This is a genomic window from Mesorhizobium delmotii (assembly GCF_900149755.1).
Taxonomy (GTDB): domain Bacteria; phylum Pseudomonadota; class Alphaproteobacteria; order Rhizobiales; family Rhizobiaceae; genus Mesorhizobium; species Mesorhizobium delmotii.
In genome coordinates this window covers 223,033-240,971 of record NZ_FUIG01000046.1, presented here as the reverse complement: position 1 = coordinate 240,971, position 17,939 = coordinate 223,033, and the positions used below count along the sequence as shown (strand labels likewise).

Sequence of the window (17,939 nt, the reverse complement as noted above, 5' to 3'; positions counted from 1 at the left end):
CCCGTTGGCCGCCGGTCAGGTTGCCATGGCTTTGCCGCCGCTCACCGGCTTCTCCTCATCGGCCGTCGCGGTCTCCGGCCGCAGCTTGAACAGGATGAGTAGTGGCGCGGCGATAAAGATCGACGAATAGGTTCCGAAGACGACGCCGAACAGCATCGCCAGCGTGAACGAGCGGATCACCTCGCCGCCGAACAGCACCAACGCCAGCAGCGCGAGCATCGTCGTCACCGAGGTCAGCGTCGTTCTGGACAACGTCTCGTTGATGGCGTTGTTCAACAATTGTGGCAGCGGCATCCTCTTGTATTTTCGTAAGTCTTCGCGAACACGGTCATAGACGACGATCGTGTCATTAAGCGAATAGCCGATGATGGTGAGTATCGCCGCGAGCGACGACTGGTTGAATTCGAGACCGGTGATGACGAAGAAGCCGATCGTCATGACCACATCGTGGACCGTGGCGATGATGGCGCCGACCGCGAACTGCCATTCGAAGCGGAACCAGACATAGACCAGGATTCCGAGCAGCGCTATCAGCATGGCGATGGTGCCTTGCTTGGCGAGCTCGCCGGAAACCGTCGGTCCCACCACCTCGACGCGGCGGAAATCGTAATGGTCCTGCAACTCGCCGCGCACCTTGTCGATGACGGTCTGTTCGGCGTTCTCGCCGCCCTCCTGCGTGCCGACGCGAATCAAGACGTCGTTCGGGTCGCCGAACTGCTGCACCTGCACTTCGCCGATGTTGAGTTCCGAAAGCCTGCCGCGGATATCGGCAATATCGGCGGTGCCATCCTTGGCTTGAACCTCGATCAGCGAACCGCCCTTGAAGTCGATGCCGTAATTGATGTCGACGGTCATGAACAGCACGACCGCCAGGATCGACAGCACGCTGGACAGCGCGAATGTCCAGCGGCGGATGCCCATGAACGGAATTCTCGTACCCGGCGGGACGAAGGTCACCGGCGCGCGCGGCAACTCCTTCGGACGAGCGCGGCGAAGCCAGATCGACACCAGCAGCCGGGTGAAGGTGAAGGCGGTGAAGACGGTGGTCAGAATGCCGATGGCGAAGGTTACGGCAAAGCCCTTCACCGGCCCGGTCCCGAGCCAGAACAGCACCACGGTCGCGATCAACGAGGTGACGTTCGAATCGACGATGGTCGCCAGCGCTTTCGAAAAGCCCGTGTCGATCGCCTGGATGACCGAGCGACCGTTTCGCCGCTCCTCGCGGATGCGCTCGTAGATGAGGACGTTTGAATCGACTGCCATGCCGATGGTCAGCACGATACCGGCGATGCCCGGCAATGTCAGTGTCGCGCCAAGCAACGACAACAACGCGATGATCATCGCCACATGAACCGCCAGCGCGATGTTGGCAATGAAGCCGAGAAAGCCATAGGCCACGAACATGAACACGACGACGAGGATAGAACCGATCACGCCGGCGACCTTGCCGGCGTGAATGGAATCTTCGCCGAGCCCTGGGCCTACTGTGCGCTCTTCGATCACCGTCAGCGTCGCCGGCAGCGCGCCGGCACGCAACAGCACGGCGAGGTCGTTGGCGCTCTCGGCGGTGAAATTGCCCGAGATCTGGCCGCTGCCGCCAAGGATCGGTTCGCGGATCTGCGGCGCCGAAATCACCTGATTGTCGAGGATAATGGCAAACAGCTTGCCGACATTCTGCGAGGTGGCCTGGCCGAAACGCGCCGCTCCCTTGGAATCGAAGGTGAACGAAACCACCGGCTCATTGGTCTGGGAATTGTACGTCGCCTGCGCATCGACGAGATTTTCGCCCGAAACGATGACGCGGTTCTCGATCAGATATGGAACCGGCGGATCGTCCTGCGAATACAGAACCGAGGATCCCGCCGGCGGACGACCGTTGAGCGCGTCCTGCACGGGCATCGACTGGTCGACCATCTGGAAGGTCAGCTTGGCGGTCTGGCCAAGAATTTCCTTCAGCCTTTGCGGATCCTGCAGGCCCGGCACCTGGACCAGAATGCGGTCGTCGCCTTGGCGTTGCACGATCGGCTCGGTGGTGCCGAGTTCGTTGACGCGGCGCTCGACGACCTCGAGCGACTGCGCCAGCGCCGTCGACGTGCGGTATTTGATGCCGGCGTCGGAAACGGTGAATTTGAGCAGGCCGGGCTCGGAATCATCCAGCGACATCTCCTGGACGGAGCCGCCGCTGAACAGGCCGGCGGCCACCGGGTCGGTCAGTGTCTTCAGCGCCGTCTTGGCGGCATCGACCTGACCGGGATCGGTGATGCGGACCTGCACGGTCCGGCCTGATCCGGCAAGGCCGGTGTAACCGATCTTGGCGTCGCGCAGCAGTGTCCTGATTTGGTCGCGCGTCGTCTCCAGCCGATCCTTGGTCAGATCGTTCGGATCCATCCTGAGCAGGATATGCGAGCCGCCCTGCAGATCGAGGCCGAGCGTCATCTGGCGCTTCGGCACCCAGTCGGGAAGCTTGGCCAGCGTGCTGGCTGAGAAAAGATTGGGCGCAGCGAAGATCACTGTGGCGGCCACGGCCAGCCAGATCAGGATCATCTTGAAGCGCGAGAAATAGAGCATATGGCGTCGTCCGTCAGGGCATTCTAGCGGATCGTTCCGCCTGGAATTGGGTTATTTCTTGGCGTTCTGGTTCGCCACCGGCTCGCCTCGGTCAGCATATGGGTGATTGTCGAGCACGAGGCAGTTCACTTTGGTGCTGCCATCGGGCTTTCTTCCACTATTGTCAATCTTGCCGGCAAGAGACCAGCGCGCAATGGCATCACGAGATGTTGGCGCCCTGGACCGGGTGGCCAGCCAGATCAGTGTCGTCTTAAAGTGCGAAAATACAGCAAATGGCGTCGTCCGTCAGGGGCGTATCCGCGGACCGCTCCCCCAGAAATTTCGGCTATTTCTTGGCGTTCTGGTTCGCCACTGGCTCGCCCTTGACGCGCACATCGGCAATCGTCGAGCGCAGCGCCGTTACCTTGGTGCCACCGCCGAGATCGATCTCGAGCTCGTTGTCGTCGATCACCTTGGTCACCTTGCCGACGAAACCGCCGCCGGTGATGACCGTGTCGCCGCGGCGAACCGCCGCCAGCATCTCGCCGCGCTTCTTCAACTGCGTACGCTGCGGCCGGAGGATCAGAAAATACATGATCACGAAAATCAGGACAAACGGCAAAATGCTGATGAACATATCCGGGGAGGTGCCGACGCCTTGGGCATATGCCGGTGTCACGAACATCGAGGTACTCCTGAATTTTGAAAAACAGCCGCCAAACCGTCCTAGGGAAATTTGGCGGCCCCGTGAAATTTGGCCGGAATATAGTCGGTAAAGTTGCCAATGCAACTGCGGCCAGGCATTTCGGCTGCTTTTCGGGCTGGTTGAGCCGTGTTAGAGCATGATCCCGAAAATGGAGCGCGGTTTTCGAAAAAGATCATGCTCTAACAAAAGGTTGGAGCCGGTTCCGAAACCGCCGGAATCAAATAGGTTCCGTTGTCACGCCTTCCTGAATGCAAAAACAAAAAGACAAGAAATGACCGACAGCACCATCGAAGCCCTGAACAAGAAGCTCGACCGCCTGATCGAGGCGGTCGCCCGCCTCGCCCCGCCGCCGGTGCCGGAAACCGATCTCGGCGAGGCCGATTGCTTCGTCTGGCAGGCTGATCCCGGCTATCTGGAGCCGGTGCACAAGGTCAACCGCGTCGACATCAGCCTGATCCGCGGCGTCGACCGCGTCCGCGACATACTGGTCGACAACACCGAGCGCTTCGCCGCCGGTTACGCAGCCAACAACGTGCTGTTGTGGGGAGCGCGCGGCATGGGAAAGTCCTCGCTGGTCAAGGCCGTGCATGCCGCTATCAACGTGTCGGCAAAGCTGGACCTGCCTCTCAAGCTCATCGAGATCCACCGCGAAGACATCGACACGCTGCCGAAGCTTATGAGTTTGCTGAAAGCGGCACCTTACCGTTTCATCCTGTTTTGTGACGACCTCTCCTTCGACCACGACGATACGTCCTACAAGTCGCTGAAGGCGGCGCTCGAAGGCGGCGTCGAGGGCCGCCCGGAAAATGTCATCTTCTATGCCACGTCGAACCGGCGGCATCTGTTGCCGCGCGACATGATCGACAATGAGCGCTCGACCGCCATCAACCCGTCAGAGGCAGTCGAGGAAAAAGTCTCGCTGTCCGACCGCTTCGGCCTCTGGCTCGGCTTCCACAAATGCTCGCAGGACGAGTATCTCGACATGATCGACGGTTATATCAGCCATCACGGCCTTGCCATCGATCCCGTGACGCTGCGCGCCGAGGCGCTGGAATGGGCGACGACGCGCGGCAGCCGTTCGGGCCGCGTCGCCTGGCAGTTCACCCAGGATCTGGCAGGCCGGCTCGGCAAATCTCTCAAAGATTAGGGACAAAGACTGAAAAAGCCCGCCCCCTGCGGGGCGGGCTGAGCCGGCGGGCCGGACTGGAGGTCAGGCGGCGCGCAATCGTTTTCTTGTTCTATTCGAGATAGGTCGAAGGATCGATTTTGTTCTATTCAAGATAGGTCGAAGGATCGACCGGTGCCGAATTCTTGCGGACTTCGAAATGCAGTTTCGGCGAGTCGGTGGTGCCGCTCATGCCGGACTGCGCGATTTCCTGGCCGCGCTTGACCTTCTGGCCGCGCTGGACCTCGATCGAGCGGGCGTGGCCATAGACTGTAACCAACCCGTTCTCGTGGCGCACCAGAACCGTATTGCCGAATTCCTTGAGACCATCGCCGGCATAAATGACGACGCCGTTCTCGGCCGCCTTGACCGGCGTTCCTTCCGGCACGGCGATGTCGACACCATCCTTGCCGCCGCCAAAGCTTGAGATCACGCGGCCGCGCACCGGCCAGCGCATCTTGCCAATACCGGTGGCGTTTGGCGCCACCGCGTCGTCATCCTCGGCCTGCTCGATGACCTTCGCGGCCTTTTGGGGCGGCGTGTAGGCGGCGAGCGTCTCCGACGGCGTAGTCTTTGCCGCAGGCGGGGTGGTGGCAGTCGTTACCGGATCGACCTTTGCCGGCTTGGCGCTGGCAACTGTCGCGGTTCCGTCAGCCGGCACCTTCAGGGTCTGGCCGATCTTGAGCAGACCGTCCTGCAAACCATTCGCCTGCTTCAACGCAACCACGCCGACGCCTATCTTCCTGGCGATGGCCGACAGAGTATCGCCTTGCTGGACCGTGTAGGTGCCACCGGCACCAGCCGCCTTGGGTGCGGCGCCCTTCGGCTGGCTTGCTGCGGCCGATGCATCCACCTGCGCGGCGGACTTGCCCTCCTTGAGCTTCGGCTGCTGCGGCAGCACGGCTACCATCTCCGGCGCCTTGGCCGGCAGATCGTGCTTGGAGTCGTTCGCAGGCTTGGCGTCTGCAAGCTTCGGCGCCGGTTTCTTGCCTGAATAGGCATAGGCGGGGATGACGAGCTTCTGACCGGTCTTCAGCCCGTTGGTCGCGCTTAGCCCATTGACCTTCATAAGGGCGTCGGCGGGCACGCCGTAGCGCCGCGACAGGCCGGAGATGGTCTCGCCATCCCTAACGATGATCTCGGTGGCACGCGGTTCGCCGCCTGCCGTCGCCATGCTCGGAGCATCAGGTTGTGCGTTCTTGAACGGCTTTGCCGCTGTCCCGGTCGCAGTACGGTCAACCTGTGAGGCGGCGGGCACAGAAGCGGTGCGAGCCGGACTGGCGGCGGGGGCCGGCTGCGACTGGCTGACCGGCGGCAGTTGCTGCGTCGCAACCGGTTCAAGGCTTGAGCGGCTGACCGACTGGGTATGGCTGCCGTCGAGCGGCGCGGCCGACACCGGCGCATCGCCCGGATAAGGCTGGGCGGCGTCCTGCTTGTCGATGATGCTGCGCTGGTTGTTGGTCGAGGAGGTAAAGACGTCATCGACGCTGTTGAACCGCGAGACCTGGGAACTGCATCCCGCCGCGGTGCCCGCAACCATAAGGACAGCGAAACCACGCGCCAGGTTGCGTCCGTTTGCCTTCAAAATACTGAATTGCATCGCTTTTACCCGCAGATACCCGGTACAGACTGACCGTGATTAAAGCGCGTTAATGTTACCGGTCGGTTAAACCTTTAGAATCAGACGCAAATTTTCTTAAAATATTTAAGGCTGCACCTGGTCGGGTTGAGGTTCAGGTAGGGCCGAGTCACAGACGGGCGCGAAGCGACCAGACAGGTCGGTTGCGCCATCACCTGAATATCGACAGAACCTAGATGACCGCGGCTACGCTGCGCAGGATCGGCTGCAGGCGGACGAGACCGATGTCCTCGCGTTCGAAGCGGCTGCCGACCTTGGTCAGTTTGGCCAGCACCTGCTCGCCCTCCTCGGGTCCGATCGGAGCGATGACGATGCCGCCGCTCGACAATTGGTCGAGCAGGAAGCGCGGCAGGCTGTCGAAGGCCGCCCATGCGACGATGCGATCGAACGGCGCTTCATTGGCAAGTCCGTTGGAGCCGTCCGCCTGGCGCACGATGACATTGCCGATGCCGAGCGCGTCGAAGCGCTGCTTGGCCTGCTCGGCCAGCGTCTTGTAGCGGTCGACGGTGACGACCCGCGCGGCAAGCCGCGACATCACCGCCGCCGTGTAGCCCGACCCGGTGCCGATCTCGAGCACGCGGTTGCCCGGCTCGATGGCAAGTGCTGCGATCACCGCGGCTTGCAGATCGGCGCCCTCGATCGCTTCGCCGCATTCGATCGGCAGCATGCGGTCAGACCAGGCGATCGGATGGAACTGCGCGGAAAGGAAGCCGCGCCGCGGCGTCGCCTCGAAGGCGGCGATCAGCGCCTTCGGCACCACGCCCTTGCCACGCAGGCGGAGCAGGAAAGCGGCGAAGCCTTCGCGGTCGTCGACCGTCGGACCATGGTTCAGGTTCATGCGAGCGCCTTGGTCAGTTGATCGCGGATTTCATGAGCGGTGAGATCGAGCTGCAGCGGCGTCACCGATACCTGCCGGTTGCGCATGGCGTGGAGGTCGGTGCCTTGCTTGCCCTCGACCGGCTCGCGGCCGAAGCGCAGCCAATAGTAGGGAAGCCCGCGTCCATCGCGGCGCTCGTCGACCCACAGGCTGTGGACGAGCTTGCCTTGCGAGGTGACCACCGTGCTGGCGACCTCTTCTGGCGCGCAATTCGGAAAATTGACGTTGAGCAGCACGCCGTCCGGCAGCGGCATGGCGACAAGCTTCTTGAGCAGCGCCGGCGCCAGCGCCTCGGTGGTCTCATAGGGAACGACGCGATCCTCGCCGAGATAGGAATAGGCCTGGCTGAGCGCGATCGAACGCACGCCGAGCAGCGCGCCTTCCATGGCGCCGGCAACGGTGCCCGAATAGGTGACGTCGTCGGCGATGTTGGCGCCGGAATTGACACCGGACAGGATCAGGTCGGGTGCTGCGGGCAGGATCTTCTTCACGCCCATGATGACGCAGTCGGTCGGCGTGCCGCGCACGGCGAAGTGTTTTTCACCAATCTTGCGCAGGCGCAGCGGCTCCGAGATCGACAGCGAATGCGCGTAGCCGGACTGGTCCTGCTCCGGCGCCACCACCCAGACGTCGTCCGACAGCGTGCGGGCGATGCGTTCGAGCGATGCAAGGCCCTCGGCATGGATGCCGTCATCATTGGTCAGGAGGATGCGCATTATTTTGATTCGATCTTTTCCAGACCGCCCATGTAAGGCCGAAGCGCTTCAGGAATGGTTACGCTGCCATCCTCATTCTGATAGTTTTCGATGACAGCAATGAGAGCGCGGCCAACGGCGGTGCCGGAGCCGTTCAGCGTGTGGACGAAGCGGTTGCCCTTGCCGTCCTTGTCCTTGTAGCGGGCGTCCATGCGCCGCGCCTGGAAATCGCCGCAAACCGAGCATGACGAAATCTCGCGATAGGCGTTCTGGCCCGGCAGCCAGACCTCGATGTCGTAGGTCTTGCGCGCGCCAAAGCCCATGTCGCCGGTGCACAGCGTCATGGTGCGGAACGGCAGGCCGAGCCGCTTCAGCACTTCCTCGGCGCATTCGGTCATCCGTTCGTGCTCGGCGAGCGAGGAGTCCTGGTCGGTGATCGACACCAGTTCGACCTTGTAGAACTGGTGCTGACGAAGCATCCCGCGCGTATCGCGTCCGGCCGAGCCCGCTTCCGAACGGAAGCACGGCGTCAGCGCTGTATAGCGCAACGGCAGCTTTTCATGCGGTATGAGTTCTTCGCGCATGAGATTGGTCAGCGGCACTTCAGCGGTGGGGATGAGGCCAAGCCTACCGTCTCCACGCGGGGCGAAGAAGAGATCCTCCTCGAATTTCGGCAGTTGCCCCGTACCGAAAAGAACCTCGTCTTTGACCATCAGCGGCGGCTGGATCTCCTCATAGCCGTGCTCGGTCGTGTGCAGGTCGAGCATGAACTGGCCGAGCGCCCGCTCCATCCGCGCCAGTCCGCTTTTCAACACCGTGAACCGCGAGCCGGACAGTTTCGCCGCCCGCTCGAAATCCATCATGCCGAGCGCTTCGCCGATCTCGAAATGCTCCTTCATCCAGTTCGGGCGGGTCGGCACCTTGCCGACGATGCGCTTGACGACATTGTCGTGCTCGTCCTTGCCGACCGGCACGTCGTCGAGCGGCACATTGGGCAGCACCGCCAGCGCGTCGTTCAGCGCCTTGTCGAGTTCGCGTTCGCGCGCCTCGCCGTTCTGGATGAAGGCCTTGATCTCGCCCACCTCGGCCTTCAGCCTTTCGGCAAGGGCGGCGTCGCCCGAACGCATGGCGTTGCCGATTTCCTTCGAGGCGGCGTTGCGGCGCTCCTGCCTGGTCTGCAGCTCGGTCAGATGTTCGCGCCGCGCCTCGTCCCTGACGATGAGATCATCGACCGTGGACTGCGCGTCCTCGCTGGACCACGAGCGCTTCGTGAGCGCGTCGACAAGGGCCTTCGGGTTGTCGCGAATCCATTTGATGTCAAGCATGGTCCTGAACGCTCCTGAGCTAGGTCAGAGGGCGTAAACCGCATCCTTGACCGATGCAAGATGTCAAGATCGAGTTCCTTCGCGCCCCCTCTGTCCTGCCGGACATCTCCCCCACGGGTGGGGAGATTGGCTGCCATCACGACTTTCGCCAATCTCCAGAATCCAAGGAGCGAGCCGTCGGCGAAACTGCCGATCTCCCTCCTTGTGGGGGAGATGTCCGGCAGGACAGAGGGGGGCGCGAAGGAGCGAGGCCTTCTAGATGCACTTATGTCGACGACGCGTCCGCTGCCTTTTCGGCCGCCGCTTCCGCAGCTTCCCGCTTCTCGCGCGCCAGACGTTCCCGTTCTTTGCTACGCTCGATCAGCCGGGCCGACCAGATCGAGACCTCGTAGAGTAGGATCGTGGGAACGGCCAGGCCGATCTGGCTTATCGGGTCGGGCGGTGTCAGAACAGCCGCGACGACGAAGGCGATGACGATCGCCCATTTGCGCTTTTCAACCAGCGCCTCGGATGACAGCATGCCCACCCGCGTCATCAGGCTGGTCACCACCGGCAACTGGAACACCAGGCCGAAGGAGAAGATCAGCGTCATGATCAGGCTGAGATATTCCGACACTTTCGGCAGCAACGAAATCTGCACCTGGTCGTCAGTGCCGGCCTGCTGCATGGCGAGGAAGAACCACATCACCATCGGCGTGAAGAAGAAATAGACCAGCGACGCGCCCATCAGGAACAGGATCGGCGAAGCGATCAGGAACGGCAGGAAAGCGTTGCGTTCGTTCTTGTAGAGGCCGGGCGCGATGAATTTATAGATCTGCGTGGCGATCAGCGGGAAGGCGATCACCATGCCGCCGAACATCGCCAGCTTGACCTGGGTGAAGAAGAATTCCTGCGGCGCCGTGTAGATAAGCTCGACCTTGTGCGGGTCGAGCCCTGCCCATTGAGTCGCCCATTTGAACGGGATCACCAACAGGTTGAACAGTTGCTTGGCGAAGAAGAAGCAGAACAGGAAGGCGACGAAGAACCCGCCGATCGACCACATCAGCCGCCGGCGCAACTCGATCAGATGCTCCATCAGCGGAGCCGCCGATTTATCGATCTCGTCCTTTTCCGAAATGCTCACTTGGCGGCTCCCGCCGTCTTTTTGGCGGCTGCAGTCGGCTTCTTCACCGCTGCCGGTGCAGGCTTCGGCTCGGCCTTCTTAGCCGCGGTCTTTGTCGCAGCAGGTTTTGCCGCTGCTGCCGCTGGCTCCGCTGCGGCCTTGGAGGCCGGGATCGCTTTCGCTGGCGCACCCTTCGTCTTCGCCGCCGAGGCCTTTTGCGGTGCAGCCGGCGTCGCCGCCGCGACAGGCGGTGTCACCACCGACTCATCGGTCATCGCCGGAAAGGTCGGCGCCGCCGGCGCCGCTTCCGGGCCATTGACGCCCGGCAACACCGTCGCGCCATTCTTCAGCTCGGTATCCTGCGGGCTCGAAGCAGCCGGCGCGACAGGGTCTGCAGCCGGCTTCGGCTTCATCACCGCGTCGACGCCTGAACGGACGTCGGCTGCCGCCTGCTCGAACGGGTTGAGCTGTTTCCTGATCTCGGCGGCCGGATTAAGGCTTCTGAGTGAATCGACCGACTTCTTGACGTCGTCAAGCTCGGCCTCCTTCAGCGCGTCGTTGAACTGTTTCTGGAAGTCGGCTGCCATGCCGCGCATCTTCGCCGTCGTGCGGCCGAAAGTGCGCAGCATCTTGGGCAAATCCTTAGGCCCGACGACCACGATCATGACGATCGCGATCACCAGCATCTCGGTCCAGCCGATGTCGAACATGGCGATACGTTCCGACTAAAGTTTTGGGCTCAGCTCTTGCTGGCCTTTTCCTTCACTGCCGAAACGGTTTCGTCGGCACGGTGTTCAACAGTGCGCTTGTCCTCGGCAACCTCGTCGTCGGCGATGCCCTTCTTGAAGCTCTTGATACCCTTGGCCATGTCACCCATCAGCTCGGGAATCTTGCCGCGGCCGAACACCAGCAACACAATCACCAGAACGATCAGCCAGTGCCAAATCGAAAATGAACCCATAACAATCTCTCTCGAAAGTTTTCTCTGACGATGATCTATGCGCTTTCGCGTCGGGTTTCAAACACAACCGCGACAGAGTTTATAAATGAGTAGCCGAAGTCACGCACTTTCGGCGCCATAGCCCGCTACCAATCGGCGCAGCCGCGAAATACCAACGGCTTTTGGCACGTCGTTTGGGTCAATCTTCCTCGACGCGCGGCGTCAACAGGCCGAGTTCCTCGAGGTCGATGTCGGTCAGCGGATCCTCGTCGTCGGTCAGCGCATCCGGATCCGCCGGCGGCAGCGGAATGGAAAAATTCGACGGCATGCGGCCCGAAAGCAGCCCGGCGCCCTTCAATTCGTCCATGCCGGGAAGATCGCGGATCTCCTCCAGCGCGAAATGGTCGAGGAAGATGTCGGTGGTGCTGTAGGTGACGGGACGGCCGGGCGTGCGGCGCCGGCCGCGCATCTTCACCCATTCGGTCTCCATCAGCATGTCCAGCGTGCCTTTCGAGGTCTCGACGCCTCTGATATCCTCGATCTCGGCGCGCGTCACCGGCTGGTGGTAGGCGATGATCGCCAGCACTTCGAGCGCCGCACGGGAAAGCTTCCTCTGCTGTACCGTATCGCGGCTCATCAGGAAGGCGAGGTCGCCGGCGGTGCGGAACGCCCAAGCATCGGAGACGCGCACCAGATTGACGCCACGCCGCGCATAAATCTGCTGCAGTTCGGCCATCGCCGCGGCAATGCTGATGCCGTCGGGCAGGCGCGCGGCAAGCTGCTTTTCGCTGACCGGCTCGGCGCTGGCGAAAACGATCGCCTCGGCCATGCGCACGGCTTCCGCCATATGCAGCCGCTCGCCAGGATTCTGGGACAAGTTCTGGGCCTGGCTTTCTGCCGGTGCCCCGGCGAGCACGCCCTCTTCGGTCTCGTCGTCGACCTTGAACGGAATGACCGACGCGTTGGCGCGTTCACTCATGATGCCACCTCGACTGCCCTGATGCCTTGCGCACGGCCGCGCAGATAGAGCGGCGCGAACACCTCGTCCTGTCGCATTTCCATTTTGCCTTCGCGCACCAGTTCCAGCGTCGCCGCGAACGAACTGGCAATCGCGGTACGCCGCTCGTCCGGGTCGGTCAGATATTCGATCAGGAAGCTGTCCAGCGCCTTCCAGTCGGCAAGCGAGCCGATCAGCCTGTTGAGGATATCGCGCGCATCCTTGAGCGACCACACACCGCGCCTGGCGATCGTCACATTAGTGATGGCCTGCTTCTGGCGTTGCGCCGCATACGCGGTCAGCAGATCGTAGAGCGAGGCCGAATAGGCGTTGCGTTTCTCGACGATGACCATTTCCGGCATGCCGCGGGCGAACACGTCGCGTCCAAGCCGGTTGCGGTTGACCAGGCGTGCCGCCGCGTCGCGAATCGCTTCCAGCCGCTTTAACCGGAATTGCAGCACCGCCGCCAGCTCCTCGCCGCTTTCGCCGTCGTCGCCGGGTTGCTTGGGGATCAAAAGCTTCGACTTGAGAAACGCCAGCCACGCCGCCATCACCAGATAGTCGGCGGCAAGCTCCAGCCTGAGCGCCCTCACCTTCTCGACGAAGGCCAGATATTGCTCGGCCAGCGCCAGGATCGAGATGCGCGACAGATCGACCTTCTGGTTGCGGGCAAGATGCAGCAGAAGATCGAGCGGGCCTTCGAAACCGTCGACGTCGACGACCAGCGCGGGATCGCCGGTCAGCCGCGAATCGTCGTTCTCGCCCCACAGACGGTCCATCGGTGCTGCCTTGCCGGCCTTGTTGTCCAATGTTTCCGCCACTTCCTGTCGCTTTCCTTTGCTTCTATCTTCTTGTTTGACCATGATCTGTTCCGAAAAACCGGCTCCCATTTTTTCGGGATCATGGTCTAGGCCACCGCATCGAAATAGGTGGCGAATTCGGCGCGTATCTCGGCTTCATCAGCCCGATCGCGCTTCTTGATATAGGTCAGCGCCCGTTGCGCGCGTTGCAGCGACGTGCCTTCAAGCCCTGTTGTGCGCGACGCAATGCCGGCCATTTCCTCGAAAACGCCGTTGCAGTGAAGGACCAGATCGCAGCCCGCCGCAAGGATCGCGGCCGCCTTTGTCGGGAAATCCCCAGAAAGTGCCTTCATCGAGGTGTCGTCGCTCATCAACAGCCCGTCGAAGCCGATTTCGCCGCGGATGATCTCGTCGATGACCTTGCCGGACGTCGTGGCCGGGTTCTTCGGGTCGATCGCGCTGTAGACGACATGCGCCGTCATCGCCATCGGCAAATGATTGAGCTCCCTGAACGGGGCGAAATCATGCCGCTGCAAGTCGCTCATCGAGGCATCGACGGTCGGCAGTTCGAAATGCGTGTCGGCAAAGGCCCGTCCATGCCCGGGAATATGCTTCATCACCGGCAGCACGCCGCCCGACATCAGGCCTTCCGCCGCGGCGCGACCCAGTTCGATGACGGCACGAGGCTCCTTGCCATAGGCGCGCGCGCCGATGACGTCGCTGGCGCCCTCGATCGGAACGTCGAGCACCGGCAGGCAATCCGCCGTGATGCCGTAGCGCAGCAGGTCGAAGGCATGCAGCCGTGCCATCAGCCAGGCGGCGCGGTTGCCGGCGTAGTGGTCGTTGCGCCACAAGGCCCCGAGCGCACCACCGGCCGGATAATTCGGCGCCAACGGCGGCCGCAGGCGCTGCACCCGGCCGCCTTCCTGGTCGATGAACACCGGGGCGTCCGGGCGCTCAATACAGTCGCGCATCGCCGCGACCAGATCGCGGATCTGCTCGGTCTCGCCGATGTTGCGCGCAAACAGGATGAAGCCCCACGGGCATTCATTGCGATAGAAATTGATTTCGTCGCGTGTGAGCGATTTCCCGGCGCAGCCGAGGATCATGGATTTTGATTCGGTCATGAGCAGGAGTTTAGAGCTTCACGCGGACAAAGGGAATCGCATCGAACCACATGCGGTTGAGCCACAACCCCTTCCACACAAAGAACTCCCTTCCACCAAAAAAACCGGCGCGGTTCGTGACCGCGCCGGTTCTTTCCGCCCAAGGGCGGGATATTCGAAATGGCTAGCGCGACACGAAGCAGTTGCCGCCGGCAGCCTTGTAGTTGGTGCACAGGTTGATCGCATCGTTGCGCGACTTCGCCGGGACGCGGACGCGATAGAACGTTCCCTTGCCGGCGATCTCGGCCTTGACGATGTTGGCGGTGTGGCCGGAAAGCACGCTGCCGTAGCGGCGCTGCAGATCCTGATAGGTCGACTGGGCGCTTTCGACAGTCGGTTGCGAAGCGATCTGCATCGACCACGAGCCACCGCTGGTCGAGGCGGCCGCCGGACTGATGGACGCAACCTGGTCGGGCTTGACCTCGCCGACGACGTCGACCGGCTGGTCGGACGGACGCTGCGGCGCCACCGGAACCGTGGCCGGCGTATTGGCAGGCTGGGCGGTTTGGGCCTCAGCCTCAGGCGCGGCTGCCGGCGCGGTTGTCGGATCGACTGTTTCCGGCTTGGCTGTTTCCGGCTTGGCGATTTCGGTCTGATCGCCGCCCACCGGGTCGCCACCCAACAGATCGCCACTTGCCTGGTCGGCAACAGGCGGTACCGTACCGGTCTGTTCTGCTGCGTCGTCGGCCTGTCCCGCTGGGGCCACATGCTGCGGCGCCGGATCGACAGGTTCGACGGCAGCCATCTGCGGTGCAGGCGCCGGATCGACAGGTTCAACGGCAGCCGTCTGCGGTGCCGCAGGCGCCGGATCCTCGCGCGCAACCAGCGAACCATCTGATTTGACCACCATGGTTCTCACCTTGCGCGGTGCAACGGCGACGACGTCGGGCTCGATGCCCTGGTCGGCCTCTTGCAGAACCTGGGCGATACGATCCTCGGACTTGGGTGCCGGCGCGGCGGCGACGTCGGCATTTCCGGCCGCTTGCGTGCCGCGGATCGCATTGGCGCCTTCAGCGGCGGCGGATTCGGCATTGCGGATTGCATCGGCGGCTTCAGCCGTGTCGATATCGTCGGGCGAAAGATCGACCACACGGCTCTGCGGCGGCTCCTTGGCCGCCACGTTCACCGGCTCTTCGGTGTTGGTGACCAGTTTTTCCTGGACCGGTTCGGCAGGCTTTGGGCCACCCTTGGCCACTGCGTCATAGACCTTATTGTCCTGGTTCGGCACGACGGTGCCGCCCGGATTTTCAGGCCTGACCTTGATCGGTGCGTTGTCCGCCTTGACGATGACCGGCGCATCGGCGCCGCCGGCGCCGCCGAAAGACAGCGCGAAGGCGCCGAGACCGCCGGCGAGCGCCACGGCGCCGACGACTGCGGCGACCAGCAGGCCGCGGCTCCGCGGCCTCGCGGCATCGTGCCCAGCCAAGCCGGGAACCGACATGGCCTCATCCAGTTCGGGGTCGTAGTCGAGTTCGTCCAATCCAAAGTCGTCGGCCTGCGAGGCCGGCCGGCCGTTGGGCAAGTCGCCCCAATCGAAGCCGCTGGCGGCATCGGCATAAGACGCACTGACAGACGCTTGTGCGGGTCTCGCCGCATAGGTCCGCGTTTCAACGCGTTCGGGCTCATAGGCTGACTGGAACCCGGCCGCTGACTGGATTCCGGCCCCTGACTGGAAACCTGCATTGTAGGTTTCGTCGTCATACGACGCACTGCGCGCCGGGGCGGCAGCGACGTCTACGGTGTTCATTTCGGTGAGAAGGCTGGCGAACTCGGTGTCGAGATCGTCATAGGCAGGCGCCGCCGGTTCGTCGTCATTGAAGTCGAGTTCCGGAATATCGAGGTCGTCCGCCAGCGCCACGACGCGCTCGGGCACATCGACCGTCTCGACATCAGGCATCTCGTCATACGACGAAGACTGTTCGCTTTGCGCCGGCGCAGATGCAGCATTGGCGGCATCGTTTTGCGCCGGCTCATCCTGATAGGATGGTACCGCAGCCATCGGCGGCGGCGCTTCCGTGGCCTTCCCCGAGGCCACTTCCGTGGTCCTCGCCGAAGCCGTCGGCTGGGCTGCAAAGGAAGGTTGCGACTGCGCGACCGGCGTTACGCGGCTCCACGAATGGGCCGGCGCCGGCGGGGCGGAGCGTGCGGCCATCCAGTTGAGCGCGTCGTCCTGGGAAGCGGCGGCCGCAACGTTCTCGCCGTCGCCATGGTCCAGACCGATGTCCTTGGCGAAAGCGGTATGCAATGCATCATCGTCGAAATCGACATCGGCCGGCCGGGCGGCATCTTCAGCGCCGAAATCCTGACTCTCGAGCTCATCGAGGAGAACGGAGTCGAGATCGGCCTCGGCCGCCTCAACCGCGCCATCCGATGGCTCCGAAAGGTCTTGCTCGTCGAGGCTCCAGTCCAGTTCGTCGATGGTATCCACTGGTTTGTCGGCGGCTTTTCCAGCCGCAGCCACAGGCTGCTGAACCATGGCGGGTTCATTGGCCGCGGACGCAGCCACGGGGGCAGCCCGTGTGCGCATGGTGCCCAACAGCGCGTTCAACTCGTCTTCGAGGCTTCGCTCGTCAGCGACGGGGGCTGGCGCCGCCGGCTGGACTACGGCGGCCGGCGCCGTCGGTTGGGCTGCAACGCCGGAGGCCTGCGCAACCGGCTCCTCGGCTTCCTCGGCAAGCGCTTCGTCGAGGCTCAAGTCAAAATCGGCGTCGAACGCATCTTCCGGGGTCGCGGCGGAAGGCCCATCCTTGGCCGCGATAGCCTCCGGTTCGTCAATTTCTGGCTCGTCAATTTCGACCGGTTCAGCCGTGCGAACCTCGAAATCCATGTCGACATCGGCCATGGCGTCGTAGTGGCCGACAAAGTCCTCACCGGACGCTTCCGAAACGGCCCGATCAGGCGCAGCAGGAGCTTCAACAGCGGCCTGCTCCATCGGCACGTGTTCGTCGAGTATCAACTCGTCTTCGAGCGAGCTTGCGACGGCATTGTCGAATTCGTCGTCGAAGACGGGTTGGGCGGCCGGCGCGGAGATTTCAGCGGGTTCGGCAGCGACGGCGTGCGCCATCGGCACGTGCTCGTCGAGCATCAGCTCGTCTTCGAGCGAGCTTGCGACTGCGTCGTCGAATTCATCGTCGAAGGCGGGTTCGGCGGCCAGGGCGGACACGGTGGCGGTATTCTGTTCGGCCTCGTCCATCGCATCGTCGTCGAGCAGTAAATCCTGTTCGAGCGACGCGGCAAGCTCGTCGTCCACCGGTAAATCGTCTTCGAATGGCGACACATCTTCGAGCGAACTGGCGAGCCCATCGTTGAAATCGTCATCGAAGGCAGCTTCAGCAGCCGGCGCGGATGCTTCGGCAACGTCAGAGCGAACGTCATCGGCAGCAACGGCATAGGCGGTTTCGTCCGTCGCATCGTCGTCCAGCAGGAAATCCTGTTCGAGCGACGCGGCAAGCTCGTCGTTCCCAAGCTTCTCGTTCACCGGCAAATCGTCTTCGAAAGGCGACACGTCTTCGAGCGAACTGGCAAGCGCATCGTCGAAATCGTCATCGAACGCAGCTTCAACAGCCGGCGCGGTTGCTTCGGCAACACCTGCACGCGCGTCGTCGGCAGCAACCGCATGGACGGCTTCGTCCGCCGCATCGGCGTCGAGCAGGAAATCCTGTTCGAGCGACGCGGCAAGCTCGTCGTCCCCAAGCCCGTCGTCCATTGCGTCAGTGGCAGCCGCTTCGAAAGCCGGCTCGCGAATCTCGGTTGCGCCGTCATTGTCGTCGGCGCCGAATTCGCCCATCAACTCCTTTTCGAGGTCGATGTCGAAATCGCCGTCATCCGCCGGCTGGCTGGCTGGAGCCGCCTTCGGCTGGGCCTGCGGCTTGACCGGCTGGCGCGGGTCGAACCCCATGATCCTGGTCAGTTCCGCGAACGGATCATCGTCGGCGATATCGTTTTGGGCGGCTGCTCTCAGCTGGGTTCTGTCTGCCATT

The 17,939-nt window shown here is 62.8% G+C and carries 14 protein-coding genes; 1 reads left to right on the top strand and 13 read right to left on the bottom strand.

Translation table 11 applies throughout. The features are described 5' to 3' along the window. Positions 1-15: 15 nt before the first annotated feature. Positions 16-2,568 carry a protein translocase subunit SecDF gene (gene secDF / locus BQ8482_RS28695; RefSeq protein WP_123150654.1) on the bottom strand — a complete coding sequence of 851 codons (2,553 nt, stop codon included), beginning with the start codon at positions 2,566-2,568 and terminating at the stop codon, positions 16-18. A 325-nt stretch (positions 2,569-2,893) separates the two neighbouring features. Next, entirely contained in the window at positions 2,894-3,232 is a 339-nt protein-coding gene (gene yajC / locus BQ8482_RS28690; RefSeq protein WP_123150653.1) for a preprotein translocase subunit YajC, read from the bottom strand. A 292-nt stretch (positions 3,233-3,524) separates the two neighbouring features. On the opposite strand from yajC, the gene BQ8482_RS28685 reads away from it, so the two are divergent. Further along, positions 3,525-4,400: an ATP-binding protein gene (locus BQ8482_RS28685; RefSeq protein ID WP_123150652.1), complete on the top strand. Its 876-nt coding sequence runs from the start codon at positions 3,525-3,527 to the stop codon at positions 4,398-4,400. 124 nt (positions 4,401-4,524) lie between these two features. On the opposite strand, the gene BQ8482_RS28680 is transcribed toward BQ8482_RS28685, so the two are convergent. The 11 genes from BQ8482_RS28680 to BQ8482_RS28625 all read right to left on the bottom strand — a co-directional run bounded on the left by BQ8482_RS28680 (position 4,525) and on the right by BQ8482_RS28625 (position 17,938). Continuing rightward, positions 4,525-6,018: a LysM peptidoglycan-binding domain-containing M23 family metallopeptidase gene (locus tag BQ8482_RS28680; protein ID WP_123150651.1), complete on the bottom strand. Its 1,494-nt coding sequence runs from the start codon at positions 6,016-6,018 to the stop codon at positions 4,525-4,527. Between the two features lie 211 nt (positions 6,019-6,229). Further along, positions 6,230-6,895: a protein-L-isoaspartate(D-aspartate) O-methyltransferase gene (locus BQ8482_RS28675; RefSeq protein ID WP_208867856.1), complete on the bottom strand. Its 666-nt coding sequence runs from the start codon at positions 6,893-6,895 to the stop codon at positions 6,230-6,232. Further along, positions 6,892-7,650, bottom strand: a complete 759-nt coding sequence (surE, locus tag BQ8482_RS28670; RefSeq protein ID WP_123150650.1) for a 5'/3'-nucleotidase SurE — start codon at positions 7,648-7,650, stop codon at positions 6,892-6,894. The genes BQ8482_RS28675 and surE overlap by 4 nt, the downstream gene beginning before the upstream one ends. Then, positions 7,650-8,954 carry a serine--tRNA ligase gene (gene serS / locus BQ8482_RS28665; RefSeq protein WP_123150649.1) on the bottom strand — a complete coding sequence of 435 codons (1,305 nt, stop codon included), beginning with the start codon at positions 8,952-8,954 and terminating at the stop codon, positions 7,650-7,652. Before serS ends, surE begins: the two co-directional genes overlap by 1 nt. A 265-nt stretch (positions 8,955-9,219) precedes the next feature. Next, a complete protein-coding gene (tatC, locus tag BQ8482_RS28655) occupies positions 9,220-10,029 on the bottom strand; it encodes a twin-arginine translocase subunit TatC (protein WP_123150775.1) in 810 nt (269 codons plus the stop codon). 44 nt (positions 10,030-10,073) lie between these two features. Continuing rightward, a complete protein-coding gene (gene tatB / locus BQ8482_RS28650) occupies positions 10,074-10,766 on the bottom strand; it encodes a Sec-independent protein translocase protein TatB (RefSeq protein WP_123150648.1) in 693 nt (230 codons plus the stop codon). 29 nt (positions 10,767-10,795) lie between these two features. Continuing rightward, positions 10,796-11,017, bottom strand: coding sequence for a twin-arginine translocase TatA/TatE family subunit (locus BQ8482_RS28645; protein ID WP_095493766.1), 222 nt, complete (start codon positions 11,015-11,017; stop codon positions 10,796-10,798). Positions 11,018-11,195: 178 nt separating this feature from the next. After that, positions 11,196-11,975 (bottom strand): SMC-Scp complex subunit ScpB, encoded by a 780-nt coding sequence (scpB, locus tag BQ8482_RS28640; protein WP_123150647.1) that lies wholly within the window; start codon positions 11,973-11,975, stop codon positions 11,196-11,198. Beyond that, on the bottom strand, positions 11,972-12,772 hold the full coding sequence (locus tag BQ8482_RS28635; protein ID WP_123150774.1) for a segregation and condensation protein A: 801 nt from the start codon (positions 12,770-12,772) through the stop codon (positions 11,972-11,974). The genes scpB and BQ8482_RS28635 overlap by 4 nt, the downstream gene beginning before the upstream one ends. A 128-nt stretch (positions 12,773-12,900) precedes the next feature. Further along, entirely contained in the window at positions 12,901-13,920 is a 1,020-nt protein-coding gene (nagZ, locus tag BQ8482_RS28630) for a beta-N-acetylhexosaminidase (protein ID WP_123150646.1), read from the bottom strand. A gap of 163 nt (positions 13,921-14,083) precedes the next feature. Next, positions 14,084-17,938, bottom strand: coding sequence for an SPOR domain-containing protein (locus BQ8482_RS28625; RefSeq protein WP_244603014.1), 3,855 nt, complete (start codon positions 17,936-17,938; stop codon positions 14,084-14,086). Position 17,939 lies beyond the last annotated feature (1 nt).